At 69.1% G+C, this 23,713-nt stretch carries 18 protein-coding genes, 1 tRNA gene and 1 pseudogene; 8 read left to right on the top strand and 12 right to left on the bottom strand.

Annotated elements, in window-relative coordinates:
• Positions 1-871: 871 nt before the first annotated feature.
• Positions 872-1,639, top strand: coding sequence for a hypothetical protein (locus ACVTJA_RS35735; protein WP_465826483.1), 768 nt, complete (start codon positions 872-874; stop codon positions 1,637-1,639).
• 150 nt (positions 1,640-1,789) lie between these two features.
• On the opposite strand, the gene ACVTJA_RS35730 is transcribed toward ACVTJA_RS35735, so the two are convergent.
• Complete coding sequence (locus tag ACVTJA_RS35730; RefSeq protein WP_465826481.1) at positions 1,790-1,936, bottom strand: hypothetical protein; 147 nt, start codon at positions 1,934-1,936, stop codon at positions 1,790-1,792.
• 409 nt (positions 1,937-2,345) lie between these two features.
• On the opposite strand from ACVTJA_RS35730, the gene ACVTJA_RS35725 reads away from it, so the two are divergent.
• The gene (locus tag ACVTJA_RS35725; RefSeq protein ID WP_465826479.1) at positions 2,346-3,926 is read left to right on the top strand and encodes an IS1182 family transposase; all 1,581 of its coding nucleotides are present in this window, start codon (positions 2,346-2,348) and stop codon (positions 3,924-3,926) included.
• A 129-nt stretch (positions 3,927-4,055) separates the two neighbouring features.
• Positions 4,056-4,160: pseudogene (locus tag ACVTJA_RS35720) on the top strand (hypothetical protein); the annotation flags it as partial.
• A gap of 274 nt (positions 4,161-4,434) precedes the next feature.
• On the opposite strand, the gene ACVTJA_RS35715 reads toward ACVTJA_RS35720, so the two are convergent.
• Both ACVTJA_RS35715 and ACVTJA_RS35710 read right to left on the bottom strand, forming a co-directional pair.
• Positions 4,435-4,507, bottom strand: a tRNA-Gly gene (locus tag ACVTJA_RS35715).
• A 60-nt stretch (positions 4,508-4,567) separates the two neighbouring features.
• On the bottom strand, positions 4,568-6,553 hold the full coding sequence (locus tag ACVTJA_RS35710; protein ID WP_465826477.1) for an ABC transporter substrate-binding protein: 1,986 nt from the start codon (positions 6,551-6,553) through the stop codon (positions 4,568-4,570).
• A gap of 128 nt (positions 6,554-6,681) precedes the next feature.
• Here ACVTJA_RS35710 and ACVTJA_RS35705 point away from each other — a divergent pair, with 128 nt between their 5' ends.
• The gene (locus tag ACVTJA_RS35705) at positions 6,682-7,521 is read left to right on the top strand and encodes a discoidin domain-containing protein (protein ID WP_465826475.1); all 840 of its coding nucleotides are present in this window, start codon (positions 6,682-6,684) and stop codon (positions 7,519-7,521) included.
• A 60-nt stretch (positions 7,522-7,581) separates the two neighbouring features.
• Here ACVTJA_RS35705 and ACVTJA_RS35700 read toward each other — a convergent pair whose 3' ends face one another.
• From ACVTJA_RS35700 to prfA, 4 genes are all read right to left on the bottom strand, one after another.
• Complete coding sequence (locus ACVTJA_RS35700) at positions 7,582-7,971, bottom strand: zf-TFIIB domain-containing protein (protein ID WP_465826472.1); 390 nt, start codon at positions 7,969-7,971, stop codon at positions 7,582-7,584.
• A gap of 141 nt (positions 7,972-8,112) precedes the next feature.
• Positions 8,113-9,384 (bottom strand): UDP-N-acetylglucosamine 1-carboxyvinyltransferase, encoded by a 1,272-nt coding sequence (murA, locus tag ACVTJA_RS35695; RefSeq protein ID WP_465826469.1) that lies wholly within the window; start codon positions 9,382-9,384, stop codon positions 8,113-8,115.
• Positions 9,385-9,398: 14 nt separating this feature from the next.
• Positions 9,399-10,280 (bottom strand): peptide chain release factor N(5)-glutamine methyltransferase, encoded by an 882-nt coding sequence (gene prmC / locus ACVTJA_RS35690; protein ID WP_465826468.1) that lies wholly within the window; start codon positions 10,278-10,280, stop codon positions 9,399-9,401.
• Complete coding sequence (prfA, locus tag ACVTJA_RS35685) at positions 10,277-11,374, bottom strand: peptide chain release factor 1 (RefSeq protein ID WP_465826467.1); 1,098 nt, start codon at positions 11,372-11,374, stop codon at positions 10,277-10,279. Before prfA ends, prmC begins: the two co-directional genes overlap by 4 nt.
• Positions 11,375-11,530: 156 nt before the next feature.
• Between prfA and ACVTJA_RS35680 the strand changes: the two genes are divergently transcribed.
• Positions 11,531-11,653: a hypothetical protein gene (locus tag ACVTJA_RS35680; RefSeq protein ID WP_256445445.1), complete on the top strand. Its 123-nt coding sequence runs from the start codon at positions 11,531-11,533 to the stop codon at positions 11,651-11,653.
• A gap of 8 nt (positions 11,654-11,661) precedes the next feature.
• Here ACVTJA_RS35680 and ACVTJA_RS35675 read toward each other — a convergent pair whose 3' ends face one another.
• Positions 11,662-12,885, bottom strand: coding sequence for a CapA family protein (locus ACVTJA_RS35675; protein WP_465826465.1), 1,224 nt, complete (start codon positions 12,883-12,885; stop codon positions 11,662-11,664).
• A 62-nt stretch (positions 12,886-12,947) separates the two neighbouring features.
• On the opposite strand from ACVTJA_RS35675, the gene ACVTJA_RS35670 reads away from it, so the two are divergent.
• Positions 12,948-13,763 (top strand): tetratricopeptide repeat protein, encoded by an 816-nt coding sequence (locus ACVTJA_RS35670; RefSeq protein ID WP_465826463.1) that lies wholly within the window; start codon positions 12,948-12,950, stop codon positions 13,761-13,763.
• Positions 13,764-13,772: 9 nt separating this feature from the next.
• Entirely contained in the window at positions 13,773-15,200 is a 1,428-nt protein-coding gene (locus tag ACVTJA_RS35665; protein ID WP_465826461.1) for a hemolysin family protein, read from the top strand.
• Here the strand turns inward: ACVTJA_RS35665 and ACVTJA_RS35660 are convergent, their stop codons facing one another.
• Positions 15,201-15,995 (bottom strand): TapB family protein, encoded by a 795-nt coding sequence (locus tag ACVTJA_RS35660; protein WP_465826459.1) that lies wholly within the window; start codon positions 15,993-15,995, stop codon positions 15,201-15,203.
• A gap of 246 nt (positions 15,996-16,241) precedes the next feature.
• Here ACVTJA_RS35660 and smc point away from each other — a divergent pair, with 246 nt between their 5' ends.
• Positions 16,242-19,844 (top strand): chromosome segregation protein SMC, encoded by a 3,603-nt coding sequence (smc, locus tag ACVTJA_RS35655; RefSeq protein ID WP_465826458.1) that lies wholly within the window; start codon positions 16,242-16,244, stop codon positions 19,842-19,844.
• A gap of 103 nt (positions 19,845-19,947) precedes the next feature.
• Here the strand turns inward: smc and ACVTJA_RS35650 are convergent, their stop codons facing one another.
• The 3 genes from ACVTJA_RS35650 to ACVTJA_RS35640 all read right to left on the bottom strand — a co-directional run bounded on the left by ACVTJA_RS35650 (position 19,948) and on the right by ACVTJA_RS35640 (position 23,665).
• On the bottom strand, positions 19,948-21,150 hold the full coding sequence (locus tag ACVTJA_RS35650) for a hypothetical protein (protein ID WP_465826456.1): 1,203 nt from the start codon (positions 21,148-21,150) through the stop codon (positions 19,948-19,950).
• A 39-nt stretch (positions 21,151-21,189) separates the two neighbouring features.
• On the bottom strand, positions 21,190-22,572 hold the full coding sequence (locus ACVTJA_RS35645; RefSeq protein ID WP_465840600.1) for a sigma 54-interacting transcriptional regulator: 1,383 nt from the start codon (positions 22,570-22,572) through the stop codon (positions 21,190-21,192).
• Positions 22,573-22,654: 82 nt separating this feature from the next.
• Positions 22,655-23,665 (bottom strand): hypothetical protein, encoded by a 1,011-nt coding sequence (locus tag ACVTJA_RS35640; RefSeq protein WP_465826454.1) that lies wholly within the window; start codon positions 23,663-23,665, stop codon positions 22,655-22,657.
• Positions 23,666-23,713: the final 48 nt, after the last annotated feature.

Genomic DNA, 23,713 nt, shown 5'->3' with positions numbered 1-23,713 from the left:
CTCTGACGAGCGGCGCCAAGGCGAAAAGACTGTCCGGGCGCTGTCTGTCGCAACGTGATTTCATGGGACGAGGCGTCTTTCACGAAACCAAGACACGAAAAGCCTGCTCGTGGGACGCAGAGAACCGCGGGCGCGGGCTCGCGTGGAGCCCGACATGCCCCAGGGAGCGGTATGCTCCCAACACCTTGAAAGGGGTGGGGCTAATCCCCACGATCCGCGCGCAGCCGATGTCCTTGGCGGGAAACGTAACGTGCGCTCCGTCCAAGGCCGTGTTGTACGACGTGCCGGTGTACTCAGTACCACCCGCCCCGCACATCGCTCGGTCAGAAACCCCAACAATCGACTCGCGTGAGTATGTCCACACTCTCTTCTCGGCATCGTGCTCAAGAGTGTGGACGCGTGCGACCGCACATGTCCCAGCGGGTTCCCACAATCCCCGCCAGCGGTGCGCACCAACCTTGTGGAACGTGACTGTCCACTCCGACTCGGCAACAGTGCACGACCCGGGAGCGGTCTTCTTCTCACGAAACCGTATTACGCGCAGTTGCCGGAAGTGGCATGTAAGCACTTCAGTGGGCGCCCGGTCGCTCTGCTCGGGCACGCACGTAACCGATGTGCTGTCGACCATCTTTGTTCCGTCATCGCCTTCCTTGTCGGGCGCTGACATCAGGAACCTGTGCGCCTGTGGTGTTGTCGCGCTCGGGTCAGCGTGAACAGCGGCAGCCGGAAGGAAAAGCAGGAGGAGAACGGGGCGCATGACCACCGAGGCTAGGTGGGCCACGGAGATTGGGGCAATGGGCCTCAGGCATTGCAGTCCCTCTGAACCCCCCGCTCAGTGGACCCGTGCCCCGGTGTTGGGGAGGATGGAGGGATGCGTTCTCTCCCGTTCCTAGTCCTGATGGTAACTGGTGCTGCTGAGGCCACGCATCCGCCCAGTGAGGGCGGGAAGACTGAACTCGCGTACATGTCGGCACTGCTCTATTCACCAGACTCGGTCGACACGATGTCGATGGAGTGTCGACCTACTGCCGCAGCACGGAACTCACTTCGTGAGGTCGACTGCGTCTTCTCCCACATGCTGGTGACAAAGGCGGCGTCCCCAACGCCCCAGGAGATCGCCGAAGGGGAGGCCGAACTTCGCAAGCGCTATACTGGAGATGAGGGTGTCAAGAAGGCACATGCGTCGTGCCGCAGCGCGCTTGCGTATCTCGATGAGGTGCAGACCGTCACCACAGAGCCGTCCAAGCTAGCCTACCTTGAGCGCGAGCGGGCCTCGTTCACGAGGGTGTGCGAGTGCAGTACCTCCGACTGCGTTGTCTCGGCGATGCGTGATCTGCTCCTTGAGCCGCGAAACGCCTGCTCGGTCACCCACACGCGGTTTGAGCGCGTGTTCAAGCGGGAATCGAAGAACAAGTGGGTGAGCGTCTCCGGGCCGGGGGGGCTGTGCGGCATTGTTCTGACGCTCGTCCTCACATACGACCCCAAGGAAGAGGATTGGACGTACACCCAGACGCGCGTTGTCACCTCCGATGACGCGACATGCAAAGAGTTCACGCCCAAGATCACTGCGCACTCTCACCACCGCTACATGCGGCGCGCCCTGATGAACTGCGAGACCATCAAGACGCTGTTGCCGTAGAGCTAAAGCGCTCTCGCTGTGGTCCAGTCGGCTCAGCACGGCGCTTCCTGAAGGCTGGTCGGCTCGCGTCGTTTCAAGCCCCTGGAGCAGAGACCGCTGGAGCATCCGCGCCCAGCGGTCCCCGCGTCAGCGGTGCCGCTGCCCCTAGATTTAGGACGCAGGAGCAGACGGCGCGGAGTCCCTCGGGCTCTCACCCTGGGAGGCCTCGGAGGACTCGGGAGCGGGGCTGCGCGCCCGCTTGCTCGTGCCCTTGCGCCCCTTGCGCGCGCGCTTCTCCGGGGTCTCTTGGGCCTCCATTCCACGGTCCCCCCACATGACCAGGGGAAGCCGGTGGGAACCCCAGGAGAACAGGACGATATCCCCGGGGAACTCGCCGAGCGTCTCTGGGGCCTCCACCCCGTTGTGCGGGGTCCACAAGTTGGCTGGGTCCTCCTCGTTGCGCACCACGCGCCGCAGTTGCCCGAGGCGCTCCGTAGCCAGGGCAAGCACGGACACAATGCAGGCAGGGGCGTTCCGCTCCATCTCCGCATCCGGGAGATCGCGCCGCGCATGGAGGTCCGCCAGCATGCGTGCGCCCTGAATCGCAGTGGCCAGAGTGCCTAGCTCTAGAGCGCCGATCAGGTTACGGCGAGGGAGCAGGCAAGCGGCAGGGGATCGACGCGGGCTGTCGCCGCGTGCTCAGGTCGCCACCTCACGGAGGTGGCTCATGGAGCGCTGGAAGCCGGCTGTGGAGCAGAGCGCACGGGAGCAGCGCCTGCTGAAGCTGGCGGGGAAGAGCAGGAAGCTCTTTGTCTTCCTGCGCGAGCATCGGCACGAGTTGTTCGACGAAGCCTTTCAGGACGAGCTCGAAGCGATGTACCGACAGACGGGCCAGGGACAAGAGCCGCAGCCGCCCGCGATGATGTGCATGGCGCTGCTGGTGCAGGCCTACACACAGGCCTCGGATGCTGAAGCCGTGTGCCTGTCGGGCACTGACAGCCGGTGGCGGATGGTGTTGGACCGACTCGGCGCGGAAGAGGACGAGCCAGCCTTCTCCCAGGGCGGGCTGCAGCAATTCAGGGAGCGCCTCATCGCGACCGAGATGGACCGCCGACTGCTGGAGCGCACCGTCGAGGTGGCGAAGCGGGCGAAGGGCTTCGACCCGAAGAAGACGCCGAAGACGCTGCGAGTGGGGGTCGACAGCCGCCCTCTGGAAGGGGCCGGGCGGGTTGAGGACACCATCAACCTTCTCGGCCACGCAGGCCGCAAGGTGGCCGAGAGCATGGCGCTCGCGCTCGGCACCGACGTCGAGGAGGTGTGTCAGCAGGCCGATGCGCCGTTGCTGATGGCCAGCAGCATCAAGGCCGGCCTCGACACCGACTGGAGCGCGCCCGACGCGAAGGTCGACGCACTCAATCGACTCTGCCGACAGCTCGACCGCCTCATGGCCTGGGTGGCGAAGCAGTCGAAGTCGTGCGTCGCGGCTCCGCTGACTCGCTACATCGAAGCGCTCGCGCAGGTGCGCGAACAGGACCTCGAGCCGCGCCCCGAGGGCGGCGTGCAGATTCGACAAGGCGTGGCGGCCGACAGGCGCATCTCCATCGAAGACCCGGACATGCGTCACGGGCGCAAGAGCAAACGCTTCAATGGCTACAAGCAGCACGTCGGCACCGACCTCGACACCGAGCTGGTGGTGGCCTGCGCCGTGACGCCGGCCAACCGACCCGAAGAGGAGGCGACGGGCGCACTGCAGGAAGACATGGCCCACCAGGAGCTCTTCCCCGACGTCCTCCTCATCGACAGGGCGTACCTCAACAGCTCAATGACCGAAGACGTGCTGGAGAGCGGCGGCGACGTCGTCTGCCGGCCGTGGCGAGGAGCCAGCGCGAAGGCCGGACTCTTCGGCAAGCGCGACTTCAAAGTGAACATCCGCGACGGCACAATCCAATGCCCTGCTGGCGAGGTGGAGCCCTTCGAGCCCGGCGCCGTCGTGCAATTTGACCCGGAAGCCTGCGGGCCGTGCGAGCTGCGCTCAAGTTGTACCCAGGCCGCATCCGGCAAGGGTCGCAGCGTCACGATGGGCGACGACGAGCGGCTTCAGAAGCGCCTTCGCTCACGTCTGCAGTCGCGCGCGGGCCGCGCAGAACTCCGGGAACGTGTCGGCGTCGAGCATCGCCTGGCACATCTCGCCAACCGCCAGGGCCCGAAGGCTCGTTACCGAGGCACGCGCCGCAACCTCTTTGACCTCAGGCGACTCGCGGTTGTCCAAAACCTTGAGGTCGCCGCGCGCTACCAGCGCGCGGCGTGACCTAACCTGTTCGGCGCTCTAGGCCGGGCCGGCATCGTCAGTGGCTGGAAGCTCATCTGCCGCCGCAAGGGGTGTGGCTTCCAGGAGGAGGCGGACGAGGCCGAGGCGAAGCGCTGCCCCCGCTGCGCCATGCGCCTCTGGACGAAGCCGAAGCCGCGCCGACTGCGCTTCCACGACCTGCGCGGCACCTGCGCCTCGTTGCTCATCCAGTCCGGGGCAAGCTCGGCGGCCGTGGCGAGCGTCCTGCGGCACTCGGACCCGAACCTCACCATGCGGCGCTACGCCCACATGGACCCGGCCTATCTGCGCCAGGAAATCAACAAGCTGTCCTTCGCTCCTGTCCCCCAGCAGCAGCCGCCGGAGGTGCCGCAGGCGCGAGCCGGGGAGGGGAGCGGCAGGACCAGCTTCGCTCCGTTTGCTGCACCCGTGCTGCAAGGCGGCCCGAGGCCCGAAAACACGAAGGCCGGTAGTCCCGAGTTTCCTCAAGAACTACCGGCCTTTATGAGTGAGCGGCGGAAGGGATTCGAACCCTCGACCCCGAGCTTGGGAAGCTCGTGCTCTACCAACTGAGCTACCACCGCAGGGCGAAGCGAGAACCAAAGTAGGGGGCTCTCCTTGCCTTGTCAACGGGAAGTGTCGGGCTACTCCCCCTCTTCGACAGTGAGCTGATAGGCGTCCTGGAAGTTGGCCTCGCGGTTCTTCGCGTCGCGCACCTCGAGGACGTAGACGCCGGGCTCCGCGCTGTAGCGGATGACCTCCGGCTGGTCGCCCTTGGCACGGTCAGCCGTCTGCACGAGCGTCAGCTTCCCATCCGGCTGCACGCGGTGCAGGTACAGCCCCACGTCCACCTTGAGGATGCCCAGCAGCGTGGCCTTGATGGACGTGCGCACCGGCCGGTCCGACAAGTCCAGCCGGTAGAAGTCCGTGTCCTTCACCGGGAACACCGTGCCGCGCACGGCCTTGCCCAGGGTGAGCTCCTGGCCCCGGTCCGAGGTGTTGTTGGGCTCGCGCTCCTCGCCGCCGTTGTCCGGCACCGTGGTGATGGAGATGCGGTAGGGCTGCTCCGCGTTCTCGAAGTCCTTCACCCACTTGCCGTCCACCTTGCGCGACGCGCCCTCCACGCGGAAGTAGCAGCTGCCGTTGCACGCCACGTTGTTGAGGCGCTCGGGCTCCTTGATTTCGCCGTCGTTGACGCGCAGGAGCACCGTCTCCTTCTCGGTGTCGCCCTGCGGCGGCTCCACCATGAAGAGCACCAGGTCCAGCCGCTCCACGCCGGACAGCTCCACCTTGGCCAGCACCGGCTCGGCCGTCTTGAGCACGAAGTTGTCGATGTCCCCCTTGGGCGACAGGAAGCCCTCGCGGTAGCCGCCCGCCGTCAGCGGCGTGGCCTTGTAGAGCTCGTCGTTGGGCTCCAGCTCCGCATTGGCCCCGGCCTCCTCCTGCGACACGGTGAGCGTGTACGGCGCGGTGGCGCTGAAGGTGCGGCGGGCGTCCTTGCCCGTGCCCGTCCATCCCCCCTTCACCACCACGTAGACGACGCGGTCCGTGGCTCGCACGCCGATGTTGCGCAGGGACAGCGGCTCGCCGTCCTTGCCGCGCAGGGAGAACAGCGGCGCCTCCGCGGCCGACAGCACGGAGAGCTCCGGCCGCACGCCCTCCACTCCGGACAGTTCAATCTTCAACGCCACCGACGGAGGCTCGGGCGGCACCGCCGGCGCAGTGCCGGCGTCCTGGGCCTGCGTCACGGCCTGAGCCGCCGCCGCACCGCCGATTTCGCCCGGCGTGCCCTGACCCTCCGCGGGGGCGGGGGCCGGCGGAGGCGGCTCGCCCCCGGCGAAGGTGCCCTCGGGCGCGGAGGAGGGTGGGGCGCCTTCCTGCGCGGTGCCCTGCTGTGGGGCGGCGGCTTCGCCACCCGGAGGCGGCGTGGCGCTGCCGGTGCCCTGGGCGGGGGCGCCCTCCGTGCCGGTGGGCGCGGTGCCCTCGGAGCCCGGGGTGGCGCCACCAGGCGCGGTACCTCCGGGCGCGGCGGGCTCGGGCAATTCGATGCGGTACCAGTCCTCGTCCCCGGCGTGGCCGAGATAGGCCGTCACCGCCTGGCCCAGCGGCAGCGGGGCCGCGTCCACGGCGCGGTCATTGGGCTCGCGCTCCTCGCCGTCGTTGGGGGCGCGCATGCGCACGTCGAGGGTGTACGCGCCGCCCACGCCCTTGCGCGCGGGCACCACGCGCACCCAGCGCTCGCCCTCCACGTAGAGGTTGGGGAAGCGCTCCGGCTTGCCCTCGCCCTCGCTGTTGATGGCGGCCAGCCGGTTCCTGTCCCTGTCATACACCTCCAGGGTGATGTCGCCGCCGGGCAGCCCGGACACGGTGACGTCGGCAATTCGCGGGGCCGGGGGCGCCAGCCGGTACCAGTCCTCGTCCGCCTTGTTCGGCTGCGCGGTGAGCTCCGCCGTCACCGTGCTGTCACGAGTCACCGCGAGCGCCTGGTCCGGCCGCTCATTCGGCTCCTTCTCCGTGAGGGCGGAGGGCCCCGTCTCCACCGGGCCCGCGTCCTGGACCGCCGGTGTCTTGTCCTCCTTGCAGGCGACCAGCATCGCCGCCAGCACACAGCCCCACCCCCAACGTCGCATCACGTTCTCCTCGGCAAACGGGCCGTCATCCTTCCTCGCGGCGACCCGGTGTCAAGCGCCCCAACATCCGCGCCGCTGCTTTCATCCGCGATTGGAGGCCCCTCGGCCGGCGATCAAAGATGCACCCCATGCGAAGCCCCCTCCTCGCCCTACTGCTCGCGGCCGCCAGCGCTTCCGCCGCCTCCACCGTCCCCCCCGGCTACGTGGAGACCTCCGACTGGATGGAGCGCAAGGCCCAGCCCGAGCGCTACGGCCCCCTGAACCTGCTCGACGGCCGGGACACCACCGCGTGGTGCTCCTCCGGTGAGTCCCCGGCTCCCATCACCATCGGCTTCAAGGACGCCGTCACCGTGGACGAGGTCCACATCTACACGGGAGACGGCACGGACCGGGCCGCATTCAAGGCCCGCGCCCGCGCGAAGAAGCTCACCCTCACCAGCGTGGACGCCGCCCGCAGCCTCAAGGTGGAGGACAAGCGCGGCCTCCAGAAGGTGGCGCTGAGCCAGCCCCTGAGCGGCGCGCGCTTCATCCTCGAGGTGGTGGACCGCTTCCCCGGCGCCGACGACGCGGCCCCCGTCTGCGTCACCGACCTCGTCTTCTACTCGGGCGGCAAGGCCCTCAACGGCACCTGGCTGGCCCCGCGCCTGAAGTACGACGCGCGCCTGGCGCCGCTGCTGGGCACCTGGTTCGGCGGCCTGGAGGGCGCCCCCGAGAGCTTCCTGTCCTTCTACATGGACGGCACCTTCCGCTACACCCGCGAGCCCCTGGAGGGCGGCGGGCCCACCTCCGTCACGGGTACGTACACGCTGTCCGGAACCCGACTGTCCCTGGACGTGCCGAAGCGCGGGAAGGTGACCGCACGCCTCCAGAAGGGCGGCGACGAGGGCGTACGGATGCCGGAGGCCTCCCTCGAGGTGGAGGGGCCCGTGGCGGAGGAATGGGGCCGCGAGTTTCGCGGCAGGCCCTGAGGCCGGCCAGGGCGGCGCCGAGCGCCACCCGGCCAGGGGCCCCGGGGAGCAGCCAGGGGCCTACAGGGCCGCCAGCTTCTTCTTCGCGCTGAAGTGGCGGAAGAAGGCGATGATTTCCTCCACCGCGACCTTCACGTCGGTGGCGTCCTGGAACTCCGACTCCAGGAAGATGCCACCGCAGGACTCACACGTGTCGTAGTGGAGTGGGTGCTGGCGGTCGCCGCCGTCCACCCGGACGAGGTCCACCTGACACTCGGGGCATTGGCCCGTCAACGCCTCCGCGTCTACCTTGCCGCCCTGGCTCTCCAGCCCGGGGAGGTTGTTGTGGAGGAGGACCCGGTTCAGGTCCGCGACGTCGATCCAGAGGCCGCCGCACTCTCCACACTTTCGCAACGTCAAGTCATCCCCCTCGAGATCTGCCATCTCGACGTTGCAGCTGGGGCAATCCATGGGGCGGTTCATTCTCCTGCAGTGGGGGAGGGATGCTCCCCAGTGGTTCGGAGAATGATAGGTCGTGCGAAAATTCGGATGCAACCCACGTTGCCGCTTCTGTTGGCAACGCGCCGTCTCTTCGCCCCTCCCCTCAGTCCTTTACGCCTTCGCCTTCACCCGGCGGATGTCCGCGCCCAGGCTCCGCAGCTTGCGCTCCAGGCGCTCGTAGCCGCGGTCCAGGTGGTACACGCGGCTGACCTCCGTGCGCCCCTCCGCCCGCAGGCCCGCGAGGATGAGCGACGCGCTCGCCCGCAAGTCGGTGGCCATGACCGGCGCCCCGCTCAGCCCCTTCACACCCTTCACCACCGCCGTGTGCCCCTGGATGGTGATGTCCGCCCCCAGCCGGTGCAGCTCGGGCACGTGCATGAAGCGGTTCTCGAAGATGTTTTCACTGATGACAGACGTCCCGTGGCTGACGGACATCAGCGCCATGAGCTGGGCCTGCATGTCGGTGGGGAAGCCCGGGTGCTCGGTGGTGGTGATGTTCACCGCGTTGAGCGTGCGGGGCGCCTTGCAGCGCAGGCCACCGCCCTCGGCGGTAATGGTGCAGCCCGCCTCGCGCAGCTTGTCCACCACGGCCTCCAGGTGCTCGGGCACCGCGTGCTTCACCAGCACGTTGCCGCCGGAGATGGCCGCCGCGACGAGCAGGGTGCCCGCTTCAATCCGGTCCGGGAGGATGGCGTGCTCCACCGGCTTGAGGCCGTCCACGCCGTCGACGGTGATGACGGACGTCCCGGCGCCTTCGATTCGCGCGCCCATCTTGTTGAGCACGCGGGCCAGCTCTTCAATCTCGGGCTCGCGGGCGCAGTTCTCCATGATGGTGCGGCCCTTGGCGAGCACCGCGGCCATCAGCACGTTCTCCGTGCCGGTGACGGTGATGACGTCGAAGTTGACCGTGCCGCCCTTGAGCTGCTTCGCGCGGGCCTCCACGTAGCCTTCCGTCAGGTGGATGTCCGCGCCCAGGGCCTTGAGCCCCTTGAGGTGCTGGTCGATGGGCCGCGCGCCGATGGCGCACCCGCCGGGCATGGACACGCGAGCGCGGCCGAAGCGAGCCACCAGGGGGCCCAGCACCAGCACGCTGGCGCGCATCGTCTTCACCAAATCGTACGGGGCCTCCGGGTGGATGTGGCCGTTGACGCCCACCTGGCAGACGTCCTTCTTGCGGGCGGTGAGCCGCTCGGCGTCGCAGCCCATGGTGTTGAGCACCTTGAGCATGGTGCTGACGTCCGCGAGGTCCGGCACGTTCCGGTAGGTGGAGGTACCATCCGCCAGCAGCGCGGAGGCGAGGATGGGCAGCGCCGCGTTCTTCGCGCCCGAGGCCTGCACCTCACCGTGCAGCTCCGGGCCACCCTTCATCACAATCTTGTCCATGGTTCCCTGCGTCTTCAGCCCTGTGGCCCGTCAGCCACGGGCTGTGTCCCAAAAGCCATGCGCTCCCGCCGCTCCAGGTCCTTCTCCACGCGCGCGTCCACGTAACCCGCGGCCTTGAGGAGCTCCAGGACGGCGGGGCCCTGTGTCTCGCCAATCTCCATTGCAAGGAGCCCGCCAGGCTCCAGCCACCGTCGCGCACCCGTCACCACCTTGCGGAGGATGACGAGCCCGTCCGGCCCGCCGTCCAGCGCCAGCTTCGGCTCGCGCCGCACCTCGGGGGACAGCGTGGCGATTTCGGCGGTGTCGATGTAGGGCGGGTTGGAGACCACCACCCGGAAGCGCGTGTCCGGCGGCAGCGGGGAGAAGAGGTCCCCCTGCAGCACCGTCACCCGGTCCGCGACCTTGAGGCCTTCCGCGTTCTCCCTCGCCAGCGCGCACGCGTCCGGGGACAGGTCGGTGGCCACCACCGTGGCCTGCGGGCGCTCGGCCGCGAGGCTGATGGCGATGCAGCCCGAGCCCGTGCACACGTCCAGGGCCCGCGACGGCGCGTCCCTGGGCAGCATGCGCAGCGCCGCCTCCACGAGCAGCTCCGTCTCCGGGCGTGGAATGAGTACGCGCGCGTCCACCTTGAAGGTGCGGTTGTAGAACTCGCGCACGCCGGTGAGGTACTGCGTGGGCTCACCATTCAGGCGCCGCTCAATCAGCCCGCGGAAGGTGCCCAGCTCCTCCTTGGAGAGGGGCCGGTCCAGGTCCACGTAGAGGCGCACGCGGCCCATCTTCAGGACGTGCGACAGGAGCACCTCGGCGGTGAGCCGGGGGCTGTCCACCTGTCGCTTCTCGAAGTGCTGCGTCGTCCAGGTGAGGACCTTGCGGATGGTCCAGGTCTCGCTGGTCATGCTTCGGCAGTGGGGGGCTTCGGGCCGCCGCCCGTCTGGGCCTTGAGCGCTTCGGCCTGGTAGTGGGTGCGGCAGGCCGTCATCACGTCCTCGATGCCGCCCGCCATGATGCCCGGCAGGTTGTGCACGGTGAGGCCGATGCGGTGGTCCGTCAGCCGGTCCTGCGGGAAGTTGTACGTGCGAATCTTCTCGCTGCGGTCGCCGGAGCCCACCTGGGCGCGCCGCGTGGAGTCGCGCTCGTTGCGGATGCGCTCCTGCTCGATTTCGTAGAGCTTCGCCCGCAGCATGCGCAGCGCCATGTTGCGGTTCTTCAGCTGGCTCTTCTCCTGCTGGCACTTCACCACGATGCCCGTCGGGTGGTGGATGAGGCGCACCGCGGAGTCCGTGGTGTTGACGCTCTGGCCGCCCGAGCCCGTCGAGCGCATCACCTGCATCTCGATGTCGGCCGGGTTGATTTGGATGTCCACGTCCTCGGCCTCCGGCATCACGGAGACCGTAATCGTGGAGGTGTGGATGCGGCCTTGAGTCTCGGTGGCCGGCACGCGCTGCACGCGGTGCACGCCGGACTCGTACTTCATGTGGCTGAAGACGGCGTCACCGGACAGCGTCACCGTGGCGTCCTTCACGCCGCCCGCGTTGCCCGGGCTCATGTCGAGGATGTCCGCCTTCCAACCCTTCTTGTCGGCATAGCGGAGGTACATCTGCATGACCTCCTCCGCGAAGAGGGCCGCCTCGTCTCCGCCCGCGCCGGCGCGAATCTCGAGGATGACGTTCTTCTCGTCGTTGGGGTCCTTGGGCAGCAGGAGAACCTTGAGCTGGGCCTCCAGCTCCTCGCGCTGCTCCTTGAGGCCGGGCAGGGCCTCGCGGGCATAGGCCTTCTCGTCCGCGTCACTGCTGCCCAGCCAGGCTTCGACCTCGTTCAGGTCGGCCAGCACCTTGCGGTAGCTGCGGAAGGTGTCCACCAGCTTCTCGAGGCTGGCGCGTTCCTTGGAGACCTTCTGGAGCCTCGCCGAGTCGGCGAGTACGTCGGGGTTCGACAGGTCGGCGGTGAGGCGCTCGAACCGGCGCTCGACGTCTTCGAGTTTGTCAATCATCGTCGTTCCGGGGGGTATTGCCCCTTTGTCCGCCCTCTGGCAAGGGTGGGCGGAGTCAAGAAAATCCTTGGCTGCTCGGGCGGTCGCATGAAAGAAGGGCCGCCTTCACCGCCATCAGGCGGTCGGTCTCACATCACCTACACGGAGTCCTTCCACATGCCCGCCCAGAAGGGAAATCGTTCCAAGAAGAAGCTCGCCAACCGCGCCAAGGGGCGGAAGTCCCAGCTCAAGCGCCGCCGCGCCCGCGCCAAGAAGGGCCAGCGCAACAACAAGGTGTAGTTGGCCGGTTACTCCCTCCCCTGTGCCTCGGGGGAGGGGGGCGGTCGGGCCCACGGCTCCAACTCGGGCAGCATGTGCTCCACGGCGCCGGACGAGTTGGCCAGCAGTCGCATGACATCCTCCGCCTCGGCGCCCGTCACGGGCACGGGCTGGAAGGGGAGCTCCGGGTAGCGGTCGGAGCGCAGGGGCAGCACCTCGCTGGAGAGGTAACCGCCGGGCCCGAAGCGGGCCTTCCACAGCGCGCTGCGCTTGTCGCGCGGGTTCCAGTTCCCACCGAAGACGAAGTTGCCCAGCGAGTAGACGACGGGCGCGCCCTGGAACAGCTCCATGGACTGGAGCACGTGCGGGTGGCTGCCGAGCACGCCGCTGGCTCCGGCATCAATGGCCGCGTGGGCCAGGCGCACCTGGTACGGCTCCGGCGAGTAGGTGCCCTCGCGGCCCCAGTGGAAGAAGGGCAGGACGATGTCCGCCTGCTGCTTCGCGGCGAGGATGTCCTCGCGGAGCATGCGCTCCATGACGTCCACGTCGGAGAAGTGCCCGGCGACGCCCGGAGTAGTCTCCGTCGCGTAGACCTGCGGGGGCTCGATGTTGCGCTCGCCGAGGAAGAAGTAGCCGAGGAAGGCCACGCGCAGGCCGCCCACGGTGAGGATGGCGGGCCTGCGCGCCTCGGCGAGGTTTCGGCCCGCGCCGAAGTAGGGGATGCGCGCCGTCTCCAGCGTCACCAGCGTGTCCACCAGCCCCTGCGCGCCGAAGTCCATCATGTGGTTGTTGGCGAGGCTCACCACGTCCACGCCGCCCGCGAGCAGCGCGCCCACCAACTCCGGCCGCGCGCGGAAGTTGAAGTTCTTGGGCAGCTTCTCTCCGCCCTCGGTGAAGGGGCACTCCAGGTTGACGGCGAAGATGTCGGCCGCGTCGCCCAGCGGCTTCACCTCCTTGAAGCCGTACGCGAGCATCTCCTCGCGCGTGCGGCCCTTGGCAAGCTGGTCGTCGAAGTACGTCTGGTGGTTGTGGCCCAGCGTCACGTCGCCGCCCACCACCAGCGTCAGCGGCTGGACAGGCGGGCCGGCATCCGGTGCCCCGGCGAGCGTGCCCTGCGGGGTGGGGAGCGTGACGACGCCCGCGTCCGACGGAGCGGGCTGGGCGGGCCCCGGCGCGGGAGGCGACTCGGGAGGGGGAACGGGGCGCGGATGACAGGCGGCGAACAGGAGTAGCAGGAGGGCGGCGTGGCGCATGGGCGGGGGGAAACTCTACCTTGCACCCGTGATTGTGCGGCGCGTAGATTGCCCGCGCGCTCATGGCCCGGGAAAAGGACAACATCGCGCTCTCCGACGAGCACAACACTCGCGGAATCGAGCTGGCGGACCGGGGGTGGCTCGACGAGGCCATCAAGGAGTTCAAGAAGGCCATCGACCTGGACCCCAGCTCGGCCCACGCGCACGACAACCTCGCCACCGTCTACGCGGAGAAGAAGCTCTTCCGCGAGGCCCTCACCGAGTACCTCACCGCCCTCAAGCTGGAGCCGGACAGCGCCACGGCGCACTACAACCTGGCCTGCTTCCTCTCCACCCACGCGGGGGAGATGGCCGTCGAGGAATACAAGGAGGCCATCGAGTTGGATCCGGAGTACCCGGACGCGCACCTCAACCTCGGCCTCACCTACGCGGACCAGGGCCGGGTGGAGGAGGCGATGCGCGAGCTCCAGACGGCCATCGAGCTGGACCCTCAGGATGCCTTCCCGCGTCATGAGCTGGCCGCGCTGATGATGGATGAGGGCGACTACCGCTCCGCGATTACGCAGCTGAAGGAAGTGGTGCGGCTGGAGCCGGACAACTTCGAGGCGCAGCTCGATTTGGGCATCTGCTACGCGCAGAAGGGCTTCTACGCGGAAGCGGAGCGCGCCTATGAGCGGGCCCGGGCGCTGAACCCCGAGGACCTGCTGCTCAACTACAACCTGGCCGCGCTGTTCGCGCTGTGGGGTCGGCCGAAGGACGCCGTGCTGTATCTCCAGAAGTCGCTCACGGCGGATCGGCCCAAGGTCATGGGGTGGCTGTCCACGGACCCCATGTTCGACTCCCTCAAGGGCGACCCCGACTTCGAAGCCCTGTTCTGAGCCACGGCCATGGGAATGGAATGGGTGTTCCTCGGGCTGGCGATCCTCCTGGTCTTCGCCAACGGCTTCTTCGTGGCGACCGAGTTCGCCATCGTGAAGATTCGCGCCACGCGCCTGCAGGCGCTGGTGGACGAGGGCCAGCCCGGCGCTGCCACCGCCCTGAAGATGGTGGGGCACCTGGACGCGTACCTCTCCGCGACGCAGTTCGGAATCACGTTGGCGTCGCTGGGGCTGGGCTGGCTGGGTGAGCCGGCCTTCGCGAAGCTGCTGGAGCCGCTGTTGGAGAAGCTGGTGCCGGACAGCGCCGCGCCGACGGTGGCCCACACCGCGGCGGTGGTCATCGGCTTCAGCATCATCACCTTCCTGCACATCGTCGTCGGAGAGCTGGCGCCCAAGAGCCTGGCGATTCAGCGCGCCGAGGCCACGACGCTCGCCGTCGCGCTGCCGATGCGGGCGTTCTACTTCCTCTTCTACCCGGCCATCGTCCTGCTCAACGGGCTGGCCGCATGGGTGCTGCGCCTGTTCGGCCTGCACTCGGTGGGGGAGGAGTCGCACGACGCGCACAGCGAGGATGAGCTGCGCGTCATCCTGCACAGCTCGGCGCAGGCGGGGGCGATTACGACGGCGCGCGCGGAGCTCCTGGAGCGCGCGCTGGAGATGGCGCAGAAGACGGCGCGGCAGGTGATGGTGCCGCGCAACCAGGTGAAGTTCCTCGACGTGGAGGAGCCGCTGGACAAGTGCATCGCCGACGCGCGCGCGGCGGGCCACACGTGGCTGCCGGTGTGCCGCGGCAACCTCGACGAGGTGGAGGGCCTGGTCAACGCGAAGGACCTCTTCTTCCTGCTGTCGCGCGGAGAGCTGCGCAGCCTGGCGCAGGTGCAGCGGCCGGTGCTCTTCATCCCGGAGAACGCGACGCTGGAGCAGTTGCTGGCCGAGTTCCGCCGCCGCCGCCGTCAGACGGCGCTGGTGGTGGACGAGCACGGCGGCACGTCCGGCCTCGTGACGATTGCGGACGTGGTGGCCGAAGTGGTGGGCGACGTGGCGGAGCTGGGCCGCCGCGTGGAGGAGGTGCGCTCGCTGCCGGGCGGCCGCTTCGAGCTGCCGGGCACCACGCAGCTCGATGATTTGGAGGAGCGGCTGGACGTCAACTTCGACCTCGACGAGGACGAGCAGGGCGAGGTGACGACGATTGCCGGCTACCTGATGGCGCGGCTGGGGCGCGTCCCGGAGAAGGGGGACTCGCTCAAGCTCGACATGTGGCGCATCCTCGTGGAGGAGGTCGACGGGCCGCGCGTGGTGCGGGTGGTGGTGGAGCCCCAGTCCAAGGCCGCCACGGCGCCGCGCCCGTCGTCGGAGACCCCGGCCGTGCCGTCCTCGGAGCCCGCGGCGCCGCCTTCCGGAGAGACGCCGCCGTCGTCCTCGGGCGAGTCGGCGTAGCTACTCCGGCTTCGGGTCCTTCTTCGCCGCCACGGCCTTCTTCATCGTCTTCGCCTTGTTGGTTGCGGCCTTGGGCGGCTCCGGGCGCTCCACCTTGAGCAATTCCAGGTCCGTGCTGCCGGCCGTCTCCAGCTTGATGATGCCCACGCCGGGCGCGAACCAGATGAAGCTCTCCATGGAGCGTCCCTGGGCACCGGGCCGGCTGGAGCGCGCCGTGGTGATGTTCTTCACCTTGAGCGCCTTGAACGTCCCGGCGGCGACCGTGACTTCCTCCTCGCCCACCACCGTGGCCTCCTTGTCGAACGTGGTGGCGATGGTGGGACGGATGCCGCCCGTCTTGCTTGCCGGCGGCTGGAGCTTCACGGAGAGGCTGTTCTTCCACGTACCGCCCGGCACCATCGTGGCCGGAGAGGGCACGGCGACGCCCTCGGCGTTCACCACCTGCACGTCCATGCCCGACGCGGAGAGTAACGTCCCCTCCAGGCCGCCCAGGCCGGTGCGGATGCCCTCGGGCGTACACGTGGCCTCCGTCTGACCCTCACGGTTCTTCAATTTCACCGCGACGGTGCCCTTGAGGCCCTCCGGCACCGGCGTCACGTCCCTCGTGGAGAGCACCATCTCCGAGGACTTGCCTGCCCGGTAGGTCAGCTTGAGGCCGTCCTCCAGCGGGAAGTACGGGTTGGGACAGGCAGCCGGAGAGGCAACCGCCGGAGTGTCAGACCGGGGTGCTACGTCCGGCGTAGGGGACGCTCCCAAGAGGAGCGACACGGCAAGAAAGGGCTGGAACGTAGGCATCCTCCAGAAAAATCAATTGGAAGGTAGGGTGGGGCTCCCACTTTGCAACCCCACAGGACATCCATGCGTGCGCTGAAGTCGCCTTGTTGAAGGGCAAGCAGCCGAACGTATGGCCACCTGAGGCATGGTCACGCTTGATCGGCCGGGGGGCGACTGGTACTCCTGCCGATCGTTCCGGGGCCGATTTTTCGGCCTCGCGCTCGCTTTCTCCCCCGTACTCCGCGCGTCCCCCAGGAGCCCGCTGGCATGCGAATCAAGCGGTTGGACATCACCGGTTTCAAATCCTTCATGGAGCGGAGCGTCTTCACGTTCGATGAAGGCGTCACCGGCATCGTCGGTCCCAACGGGTGCGGAAAATCCAACGTCGTGGATGCCATCCGCTGGGTGATGGGTGAGCAGAGCGCGAAGAACCTCCGTGGCCGCGGCATGGAGGACGTCATCTTCAACGGCTCGGAGAACAAGCCGCCCCTGTCCATGGCGGAGGTGTCGCTCACCTTCCTCGTGGACGACACGGACCAGCTCTCCCCGCAGTACCAGGGCTACTCCGAGGTGACAGTCACGCGGCGCCTGTTCCGCAACGGCGACTCCGAGTACCTCATCAACAAGACGCAGTGCCGCCTGCTGGACATCACCGAGCTGTTCCTCGGCACCGGCGTGGGCACCAAGGCCTACTCCATCATCGAGCAGGGCCGCGTGGGCCTCATCGTCTCCAGCAAGCCGGAGGACCGGCGCCACCTGCTGGAGGAGGCCGCGGGCGTCACCAAGTACAAGGCCCGCCGCAAGGCCGCCGAGCGCAAGATGGAGGCGACCGACGCCAACCTCCTGCGCGTCACGGACATCACCAACGAGCTGGAGAAGCGGCTCGACGTGCTGTCGCGTCAGGCGAAGAAGGCGGAGAAGTACAAGAAGCTCAAGGCGCGCATGCGGGACATCGACCTGCACGCCGCCAGCCACCGCCACCTGGAGCTGCTGGCGGAGAAGCAGGTCCTCAAGTCGCGCCTGGAGAACCTGGGCACCGAGGAGCGCGACAGCCTGGACCGGGTGAAGAACCTGGAAGAGGCGATTACGAAGCGCCGCGCCGAGCTGGACGCCGAGGCCGCCGCCCTGCAGACGCTCGCCGTGGACGTGCACGCGATGGAGAGCAGCGTGCAGCGCGACACGCAGGAGCTGTCCTACGCGAAGCGCGACCTCGAGGAGACGCGCGCCCGCGTGGCCTCCGCGAAGGTGGAGCTGGAGGGCTTGCTGGCGCGCCAGGCGGAGATGGCCGAGGCCATGGCCGCGCGCGAGGCGGAGCTGTCCGGCATCGCCGGCTCGTGGAAGGAAGACGAAGTCGCCATGCAGGTGGCGCAGGAGGAGCTGCGCCGCGTGTCCCAGCTCCAGACGGAGGTGGCGCTGCGCCTCGAGCAGGAGCGCGCGGGCCTCGTCGCGGTGGCCGGGCGCCTGGCCAACCACGAGAGCAACCTCGTCAACCTCGCCCGCCAGCGCACCGACTTGGAGGCCCGCCGGGCGAAGCTCCAGGGTGAGCTGCAGTCCCTGCGCGAGCAGGAGTCGCAGCTGGAAGCGGTGCGCGGCGACGTGGCGAAGCGGGTGGAGGACACCCGGCACCTCGCGGCGGAGCTGGCCGAGCGCAAGGGCCAGGAGGAGGAGTCCCTCAGCCGCACCCGCGCGGACTTCACGGAGAACGAAATCCAGGTCATCGCCCTGCGCGAGGAGCTGAGCGACAAGCGCAGCCGCCTGTCGTCCCTGGAGGACATCCAGAAGAACTACGACGGCTTCGACCGGGGCGTGCGCGCCGTCATGATGCGCGCCGGCACGGTGGCCCGCGAGCAGGGCATCTTCGGCCTCGTGGCCGACGTGCTCAACGTCAACGCCCGCTACGAGCGCGCGGTGGAGGCGGCCCTGGGCGAGCGCCTCCAGCACGTCATCGTCGAGAGCCGCGACAAGGGCGTGGAGCTGGTGGAGTACCTCAAGGGCCACGCGGAGGGCCGGGGCAGCTTCCTGCCGGTGCCCGCGCTGGACGCGCTGCCGCTCATGCAGGAGCCGGACTTCAGCCGCCCGGGCGTGCTGGCCCACGCGGCGCGCGAGGTGACGTGCGAGGAGGCGCTGCGGCCGCTCGTGCAGCTCCTGCTGGGCGATGTGGTCATCGTCCAGGACATCCCCGCGGCGCGGGCGTACGCGGAGGCCAATGGCCCCACGTGCACGCTCGTCACGCAGGACGGCGAGGTGTTCCGTCCGGACGGCACCATCGTCGGTGGTGAGCGCGAGGGCGCGGCGGTGGGCGCGCTCCAGAAGAAGCGCGAAATCGCCGAGCTGGCCGCCGAGGTGGCCCGGGTGGAGGAGCGCTACAACGAAATCCTCACCCGGCACTACACGCTCCAGAAGCAGATGGGGCACGCGGAGAGCGTCCTCAAGGGGCTGGCCAAGAATCAGCACGCCGAGGAAGTGAATCTCGCCAGCCAGGAGAAGGACCTGCACAAGGCGGGCGAAGACCTGGCCCGGGTGCGCGAGCGGGTGCGGGCGCTGGAGTCCGAGGATGCGCAGCTCGCGCAGAGCCACAGCGCGCTGGCCCACGAGGAGGAGACGAGCCGCGGCGAGGTGGCGCACGGCCAGGCGGACCGCGAGGGCCGCGAGGAGCGCGTGAAGCAGCTCGCGGCGGAGCAGGAGTCCCTGCGCCTGCGGGCGGAGACGGCCAACGGCGAGCTGACGGGCCTGCGCATCAAGGTGGCCGCCGGCAGCGAGCGTGGCGAGTCCGCGCGCAAGGAGCTGGACAGCCTCGTCACCCAGCGCAAGGACATGGAGGCGCGTGTCACCCGCCTCCAGGCCACGGTGATTGAGGGCGGCGCGCGCACGGAGGAGCTGGAGCGCCGCATCACCGACACCGAGGGCGGCCTCTCCCAGCGCGTCGAGGAGCACAAGGCGGCCGCGGAGAAGCTGGAGTCCCGCCGCGCCGCGCACACCGTGGCGTCCGCCGAGGTGCGCGAGCAGGACACGGAGTTCCGCGAGCTGCGCAGCCGGGTGGACGAGCTGATGCAGGGCCTGTCCCAGATTTCGCTGCGCGAGCGCGAGATTGCCCTGGAGCTGGAGCACCTCGCGGCGGGCATCCGCGAGCGCCACCAGGTGGAGCTGGCGACGGAGCTGCACCGCTACCACATGCTGGCGCCGCTCACCCCGGAGACGGAGGCCGAGCTGAAGGATTTGCGCGCGCAGGTGGAGAAGATGGGGGAAATCAACCTCACCGCCATCGACGAGCACGCGGAGCTGACCAAGCGCTACGACTTCCTCGCCGCGCAGAAGAAGGACCTGCAGGCCTCCATCGAGCAGCTCAAGGAGGCCATCCAGCGCATCGACGCGGCGAGCCGCGAGCGCTTCAAGCAGACGTTCGACGTGGTGAACGAGAAGTTCCAGGCCATCTTCCCGCGCCTGTTCGGCGGCGGCCGGGCCAGCCTCGTGCTCACCAGCGAGGGCCCCAACGCGGAGCCGGGCGTGGAAATCGTCGCCCAGCCGCCGGGCAAGAAGCTTCAGAGCGTCAACCTGCTGTCCGGTGGCGAGAAGGCCCTCACCGCCGTGGGCCTCATCTTCGGCATCTTCCTCATCAAGCCCACGCCCTTCTGCCTCCTGGACGAGGTCGACGCGCCGCTGGATGAGGGCAACGTGGGCCGCTACAACGACATGGTGAAGGAGATGAGCAAGCAGTCGCAGTTCATCCTCATCACCCACAACAAGCGCACCATGGAGGTCTCCAACACCCTCTACGGCGTCACCATGGAGGAGCCGGGCATCTCCAAGCTCGTCAGCGTCCGCATCCGCGAGGCCGGCGCGGCCAACGACGACAAGGTGACCGCGGCCTGAAGTCCCGCATGAGGGGCCCTGCTTCCCGGGCCCCCTGAAACACAGAAGGCGCGGGCCCCATCTTCGGGTCCCGCGCCTTCGTGCTTTCAGCTACCGCCCGTGCCTACTTCTTGTAGGTCTTCTTCGGGCAGGCGTTCTTGTCCTGGGTGGCAATCTTCTGCGCCTCGGCGAGCTCCTTGACCGTCTCGTCCAGGTTCTTCTGGGTGGCGGCCTCGGCCTCCGTCCAGCCCTCGGCGTCCTTCACCTTCATCTCCTGGGCGATGGAGAGCGCGGCCTGCTCCGTGGCCTGGCGGCCCGTGAGGGCCTCGGTGACGCGGGTGTCCGCGGCCACCAGGGCGTTGCACTTGCTCTCCAGCTCGTCGAAGAGCTTGTAGTTCTTCGTCTTCTGGTAGCGGTCCACCACCTCGGCGAAGGCCTGGGCGGCGGGGGTGCGGGCGCCGTCGGCGATGGCCTGGTCCGCGGCGCGCTGCGTGCGCACCAGGTCCAGCTGGAGGAAGCGCAGCTCCGGGGGCAGGGTGGCCGCGGCCGCCTCGGGGGCCGCGGAGTTGAAGTGGACGAAGCGGTAGCTGAAGCCGAGCTCGTCCGAGGACAGCTTCGCCGGCAGCGCGGCAATCTTCGGCTGGAGGCACGCGGCGAGCTGGTCGCCCTCGGTGCTGCCGGAGGCCTCGAACGTCACCTCGGCCGGCGTCTGCTGCGTCTTCAGCAGCTTCACCTTGGCCGTCAGCGCCGGGGGCACCTTGTCCTTGAAGTTGGCGTAGCAGTCACACCAGGAGGGCTGCGCCAGGCGCACGGAGCCGGTGAAGTCCGAGCCCTCGTTGATGCCGAACTTCACGGAGTTCAGGCCGGTGGCGGTGTGCTCGAAGGGAATCGTGGCCTCCACGGGCTGCGCGCCCTTGGCCAGCGCCGCGGGTTGCACCTGGGTGTCCAGCACCTTCTGGATACAGGCGGTGCCCTCGGGGGTGAGGTTCTCCCCCGTCACCGCGTGCGTGGCGCCCTGGTCCGTGACGGTGGTCTTCACCGACACCTTCGTCGCCTCCGCGGGGCCCCGGTTCTTGGGGTCCACCAGGCACTCCAGCACCTGCGGGCGGACGGCCAGCAGCGCGCCGAGCACGACGCCCTGGCTGTTCTGCTCCGGCATCTTCACTTCGCGCGGGAAGCACGAAATCAGGTCGAACGGAGGCTGGTTGGTGATGCGGACCCGCTCCTCGGTGGGCACGGACTTGCCACCAGCGGCAGCATCGGTCTTCTGCTGGCCGGCACAGGCGGCGGTGAGTGCGAAGGAGGCTACGGCAAGACGACGCAACATGCGGTTGTTCTCCCTGGGGGTGGGACTGCGTCCGGGCATCTACTTCTCCAGGCCCTCGGCGTTCTTGAGGTCCTTGAGACGAAGCCCGTTCTTCTTCAAGAGTCGGTAGAGGCTCTGCATCGACAGGCCGGTGCGCTGCTCGGCGGCCTTCATGTCGAAGCCCACCGTGCGCATCACCTCGGCGAAGTACAAGCGCTCGAAGTCCGCGAGCACGCGGTCCTTGGCCTCGTGGTACGCCATGTTGGTGACGAGCTCGGCCACGTTGGTGACCGGAGTCTGGCCCTCCGTGCGGCGCGAGGGCTGCGCGAGGAAGTCCAGCCAGCTGGTGTTGCCCGTCTCTTCCATGAGGGCGCCACGCTCGAGCACGTTGCGCAATTCGCGCACGTTGCCCGGCCAGTCGTAGCCCTCGAAGAGGGCCAGCGTCTGCGGGGTGAGCGTCACGCTGGAGCGCAGCGACTGCGAGAGGGCCTGGGCCAGCACGGGCAGGTCCTCCCGGCGGGTGCGCAGGGGCGGCAGGCGCACGCGCGCCACCGCGAGGCGGAAGTAGAGGTCCGCGCGGAAGCGGCCCTGGCGCACGTCCTCCTCCAGGTTGCGGTGCGTGGAGGCGATGACGCGCACGTCCACCGCCACCGGCTGGCCGTCCAGCGAGGGCACCTCGCGCGTCTCCAGCACGCGCAACAGCTTGCCCTGGACCTGGAGGGGCAGCTCGCCCACCTCGTCCAGGAAGAGGGTGCCGCCGCGGGCCGCCTCGAAGACGCCGCGCGCCTCGCGGTCCTCGTTGTCGCCCGCGCGCAGGCCGCCGAAGAGCTCGCGCTCGGCCTTCTCCTCGGAGATGAGGTTGCAGTCCACGACCTTGAAGGGGCCATGCCGCCGCGCCGAGTGCTGATGCACCGCGCGTGCCGCCAGCTCCTTGCCGGTGCCCGTCTCACCCTCGATGAGCAGGCTCATGTCCTCGCGGGCCACGCGGCGCAGCTCCGTGAAGACCCAGCGCATCTTCTCCGAGGCGCCCACCAGCGCGCCGAAGGACTCGGCGCCGGCCACCTCCACCTCGGTGGGGCGGGGGGCCAGCTTCACGGCGAGCTTCGTCTTGCCCAGCTCCAGCTTGTCCCCGCTGGACAGGTAGGCCTGCAGCACCTGGCGCCCGTCGAGGAAGGTGCCGTTGCGGCTGCCGGCGTCGCGCAAGAGCAGGCCGCGCGCGGTGCGCTCGATTTCCAGGTGGCGGCGGCTCACCGTGGCGTCGGTAAGCACCAGGTCGCTGGCGGGGTCCGAGCCCACGCGCACGAGTCCGTCCTGGGTGGTCACCTTCTTGCCTTTGTCCGGGCCGCCGACCACCTCCACCGTCCACTCGTGGATGGGGATGCGGGTGGTACGGCCTTCCTGGTCCGTCTGGGCGGTCTGGGTGGTCTCGGGCCTGGGTTCCATCATGGGTCCTCTTTAGGTGGAGGGGACCAGGGGGGCAAGCACGACTCGCACCTCCGCCCCTACTGAGTCACGTCCGAGGGCATCAGGGCAGCGATAGTGAAACAATCCTCCCGGAGGGTTGCCTCACGCGAGCCTCGACTGGCAGGGGGCCCAGCCGCGTCCGGGCGAGGGCCTGGGGTGGGGCGGGGCGGCCGCCAATGGACAGCACCTCGTCGCCCGGGGACAGCTTCGAGCCCGGCGGGGCCTCGCGCACGTAGAGGCCTCCGGGAAGGCGGGCCAGCGCGTCCAGCTCCGCGGGGGCCAGGCGCGGGTTGGCGAAGCGCAGCCGCTGCTGGCGCAGCACCTCCGCGTCGAGGATGTCCCGGGTGGCGCCCTCCGTCTCCAGGGGCAGCGTCTCCCAGGACAGCCAGGCCACGGAGGTGGCCAGGGGCGGCGCGGGCGCGTGCGGCGGCTTCAGCGCGCCGGAGAGGGCCTTCAATGCCTCGCGGGTGAGGGATTCCATGAGCACCGTCAGCTCCGGGGTCGGGTCCGCGCCGTCGTCGGTGACTTCCGCGAAGGGGTCCGCCGGGGCCTCGCCGGACACCTCCAGCACCACCTGCCGGGTGGCGGGGTGGAGCACCTCCACCGTGCCCAGGTAGAGCATGGCTTCCTGCGTGCCGCGTCCCACCGTGTGGCCACGACTGTCCACCAGCTCACGTTGCCCGCTCTGGACGCGCCGCTCGGCGCGGGGCCGCAGCACCAGCGCCGCTTCCGGGCGCACGCGGTACGGGGCCAGCACCGCCACCGCGTCGCTGGCCGCCCAGGCGTCGTCGGCCTCGGGCTGGTACACGCGCACCTCCGTGGGGCCGAAGAAGAGGGCGCTGTCGCCGGCCTCGGCGAGCGCCACGTCCACCAGGCGCTGTGAGAGCTCTACCGCGCGCCACGGGGGCGTCTCCCAGCGGAAGACGCAGGGGTACACCACCACGGCGGACGCGCGGAGGTCCTCGGGGACGGAGCGCTTCACCTGGGTGGACGGGCCCCGGCACGCCAGGGCCGTCAGGGCCACCAGCAGCAGGGCGCCGCACGCGAGGAGGGACGGGCCGGAGCGCTTCACGGCCCGCCATCCAAGACGAACGTGCGCGTGGAGGCCAGAAACCAGCGC

The organism is Pyxidicoccus sp. M6, assembly GCF_055568925.1.
Note: the sequence above shows the minus strand (reverse complement) of the source record. Positions and strands in the feature narration are given on the sequence as shown.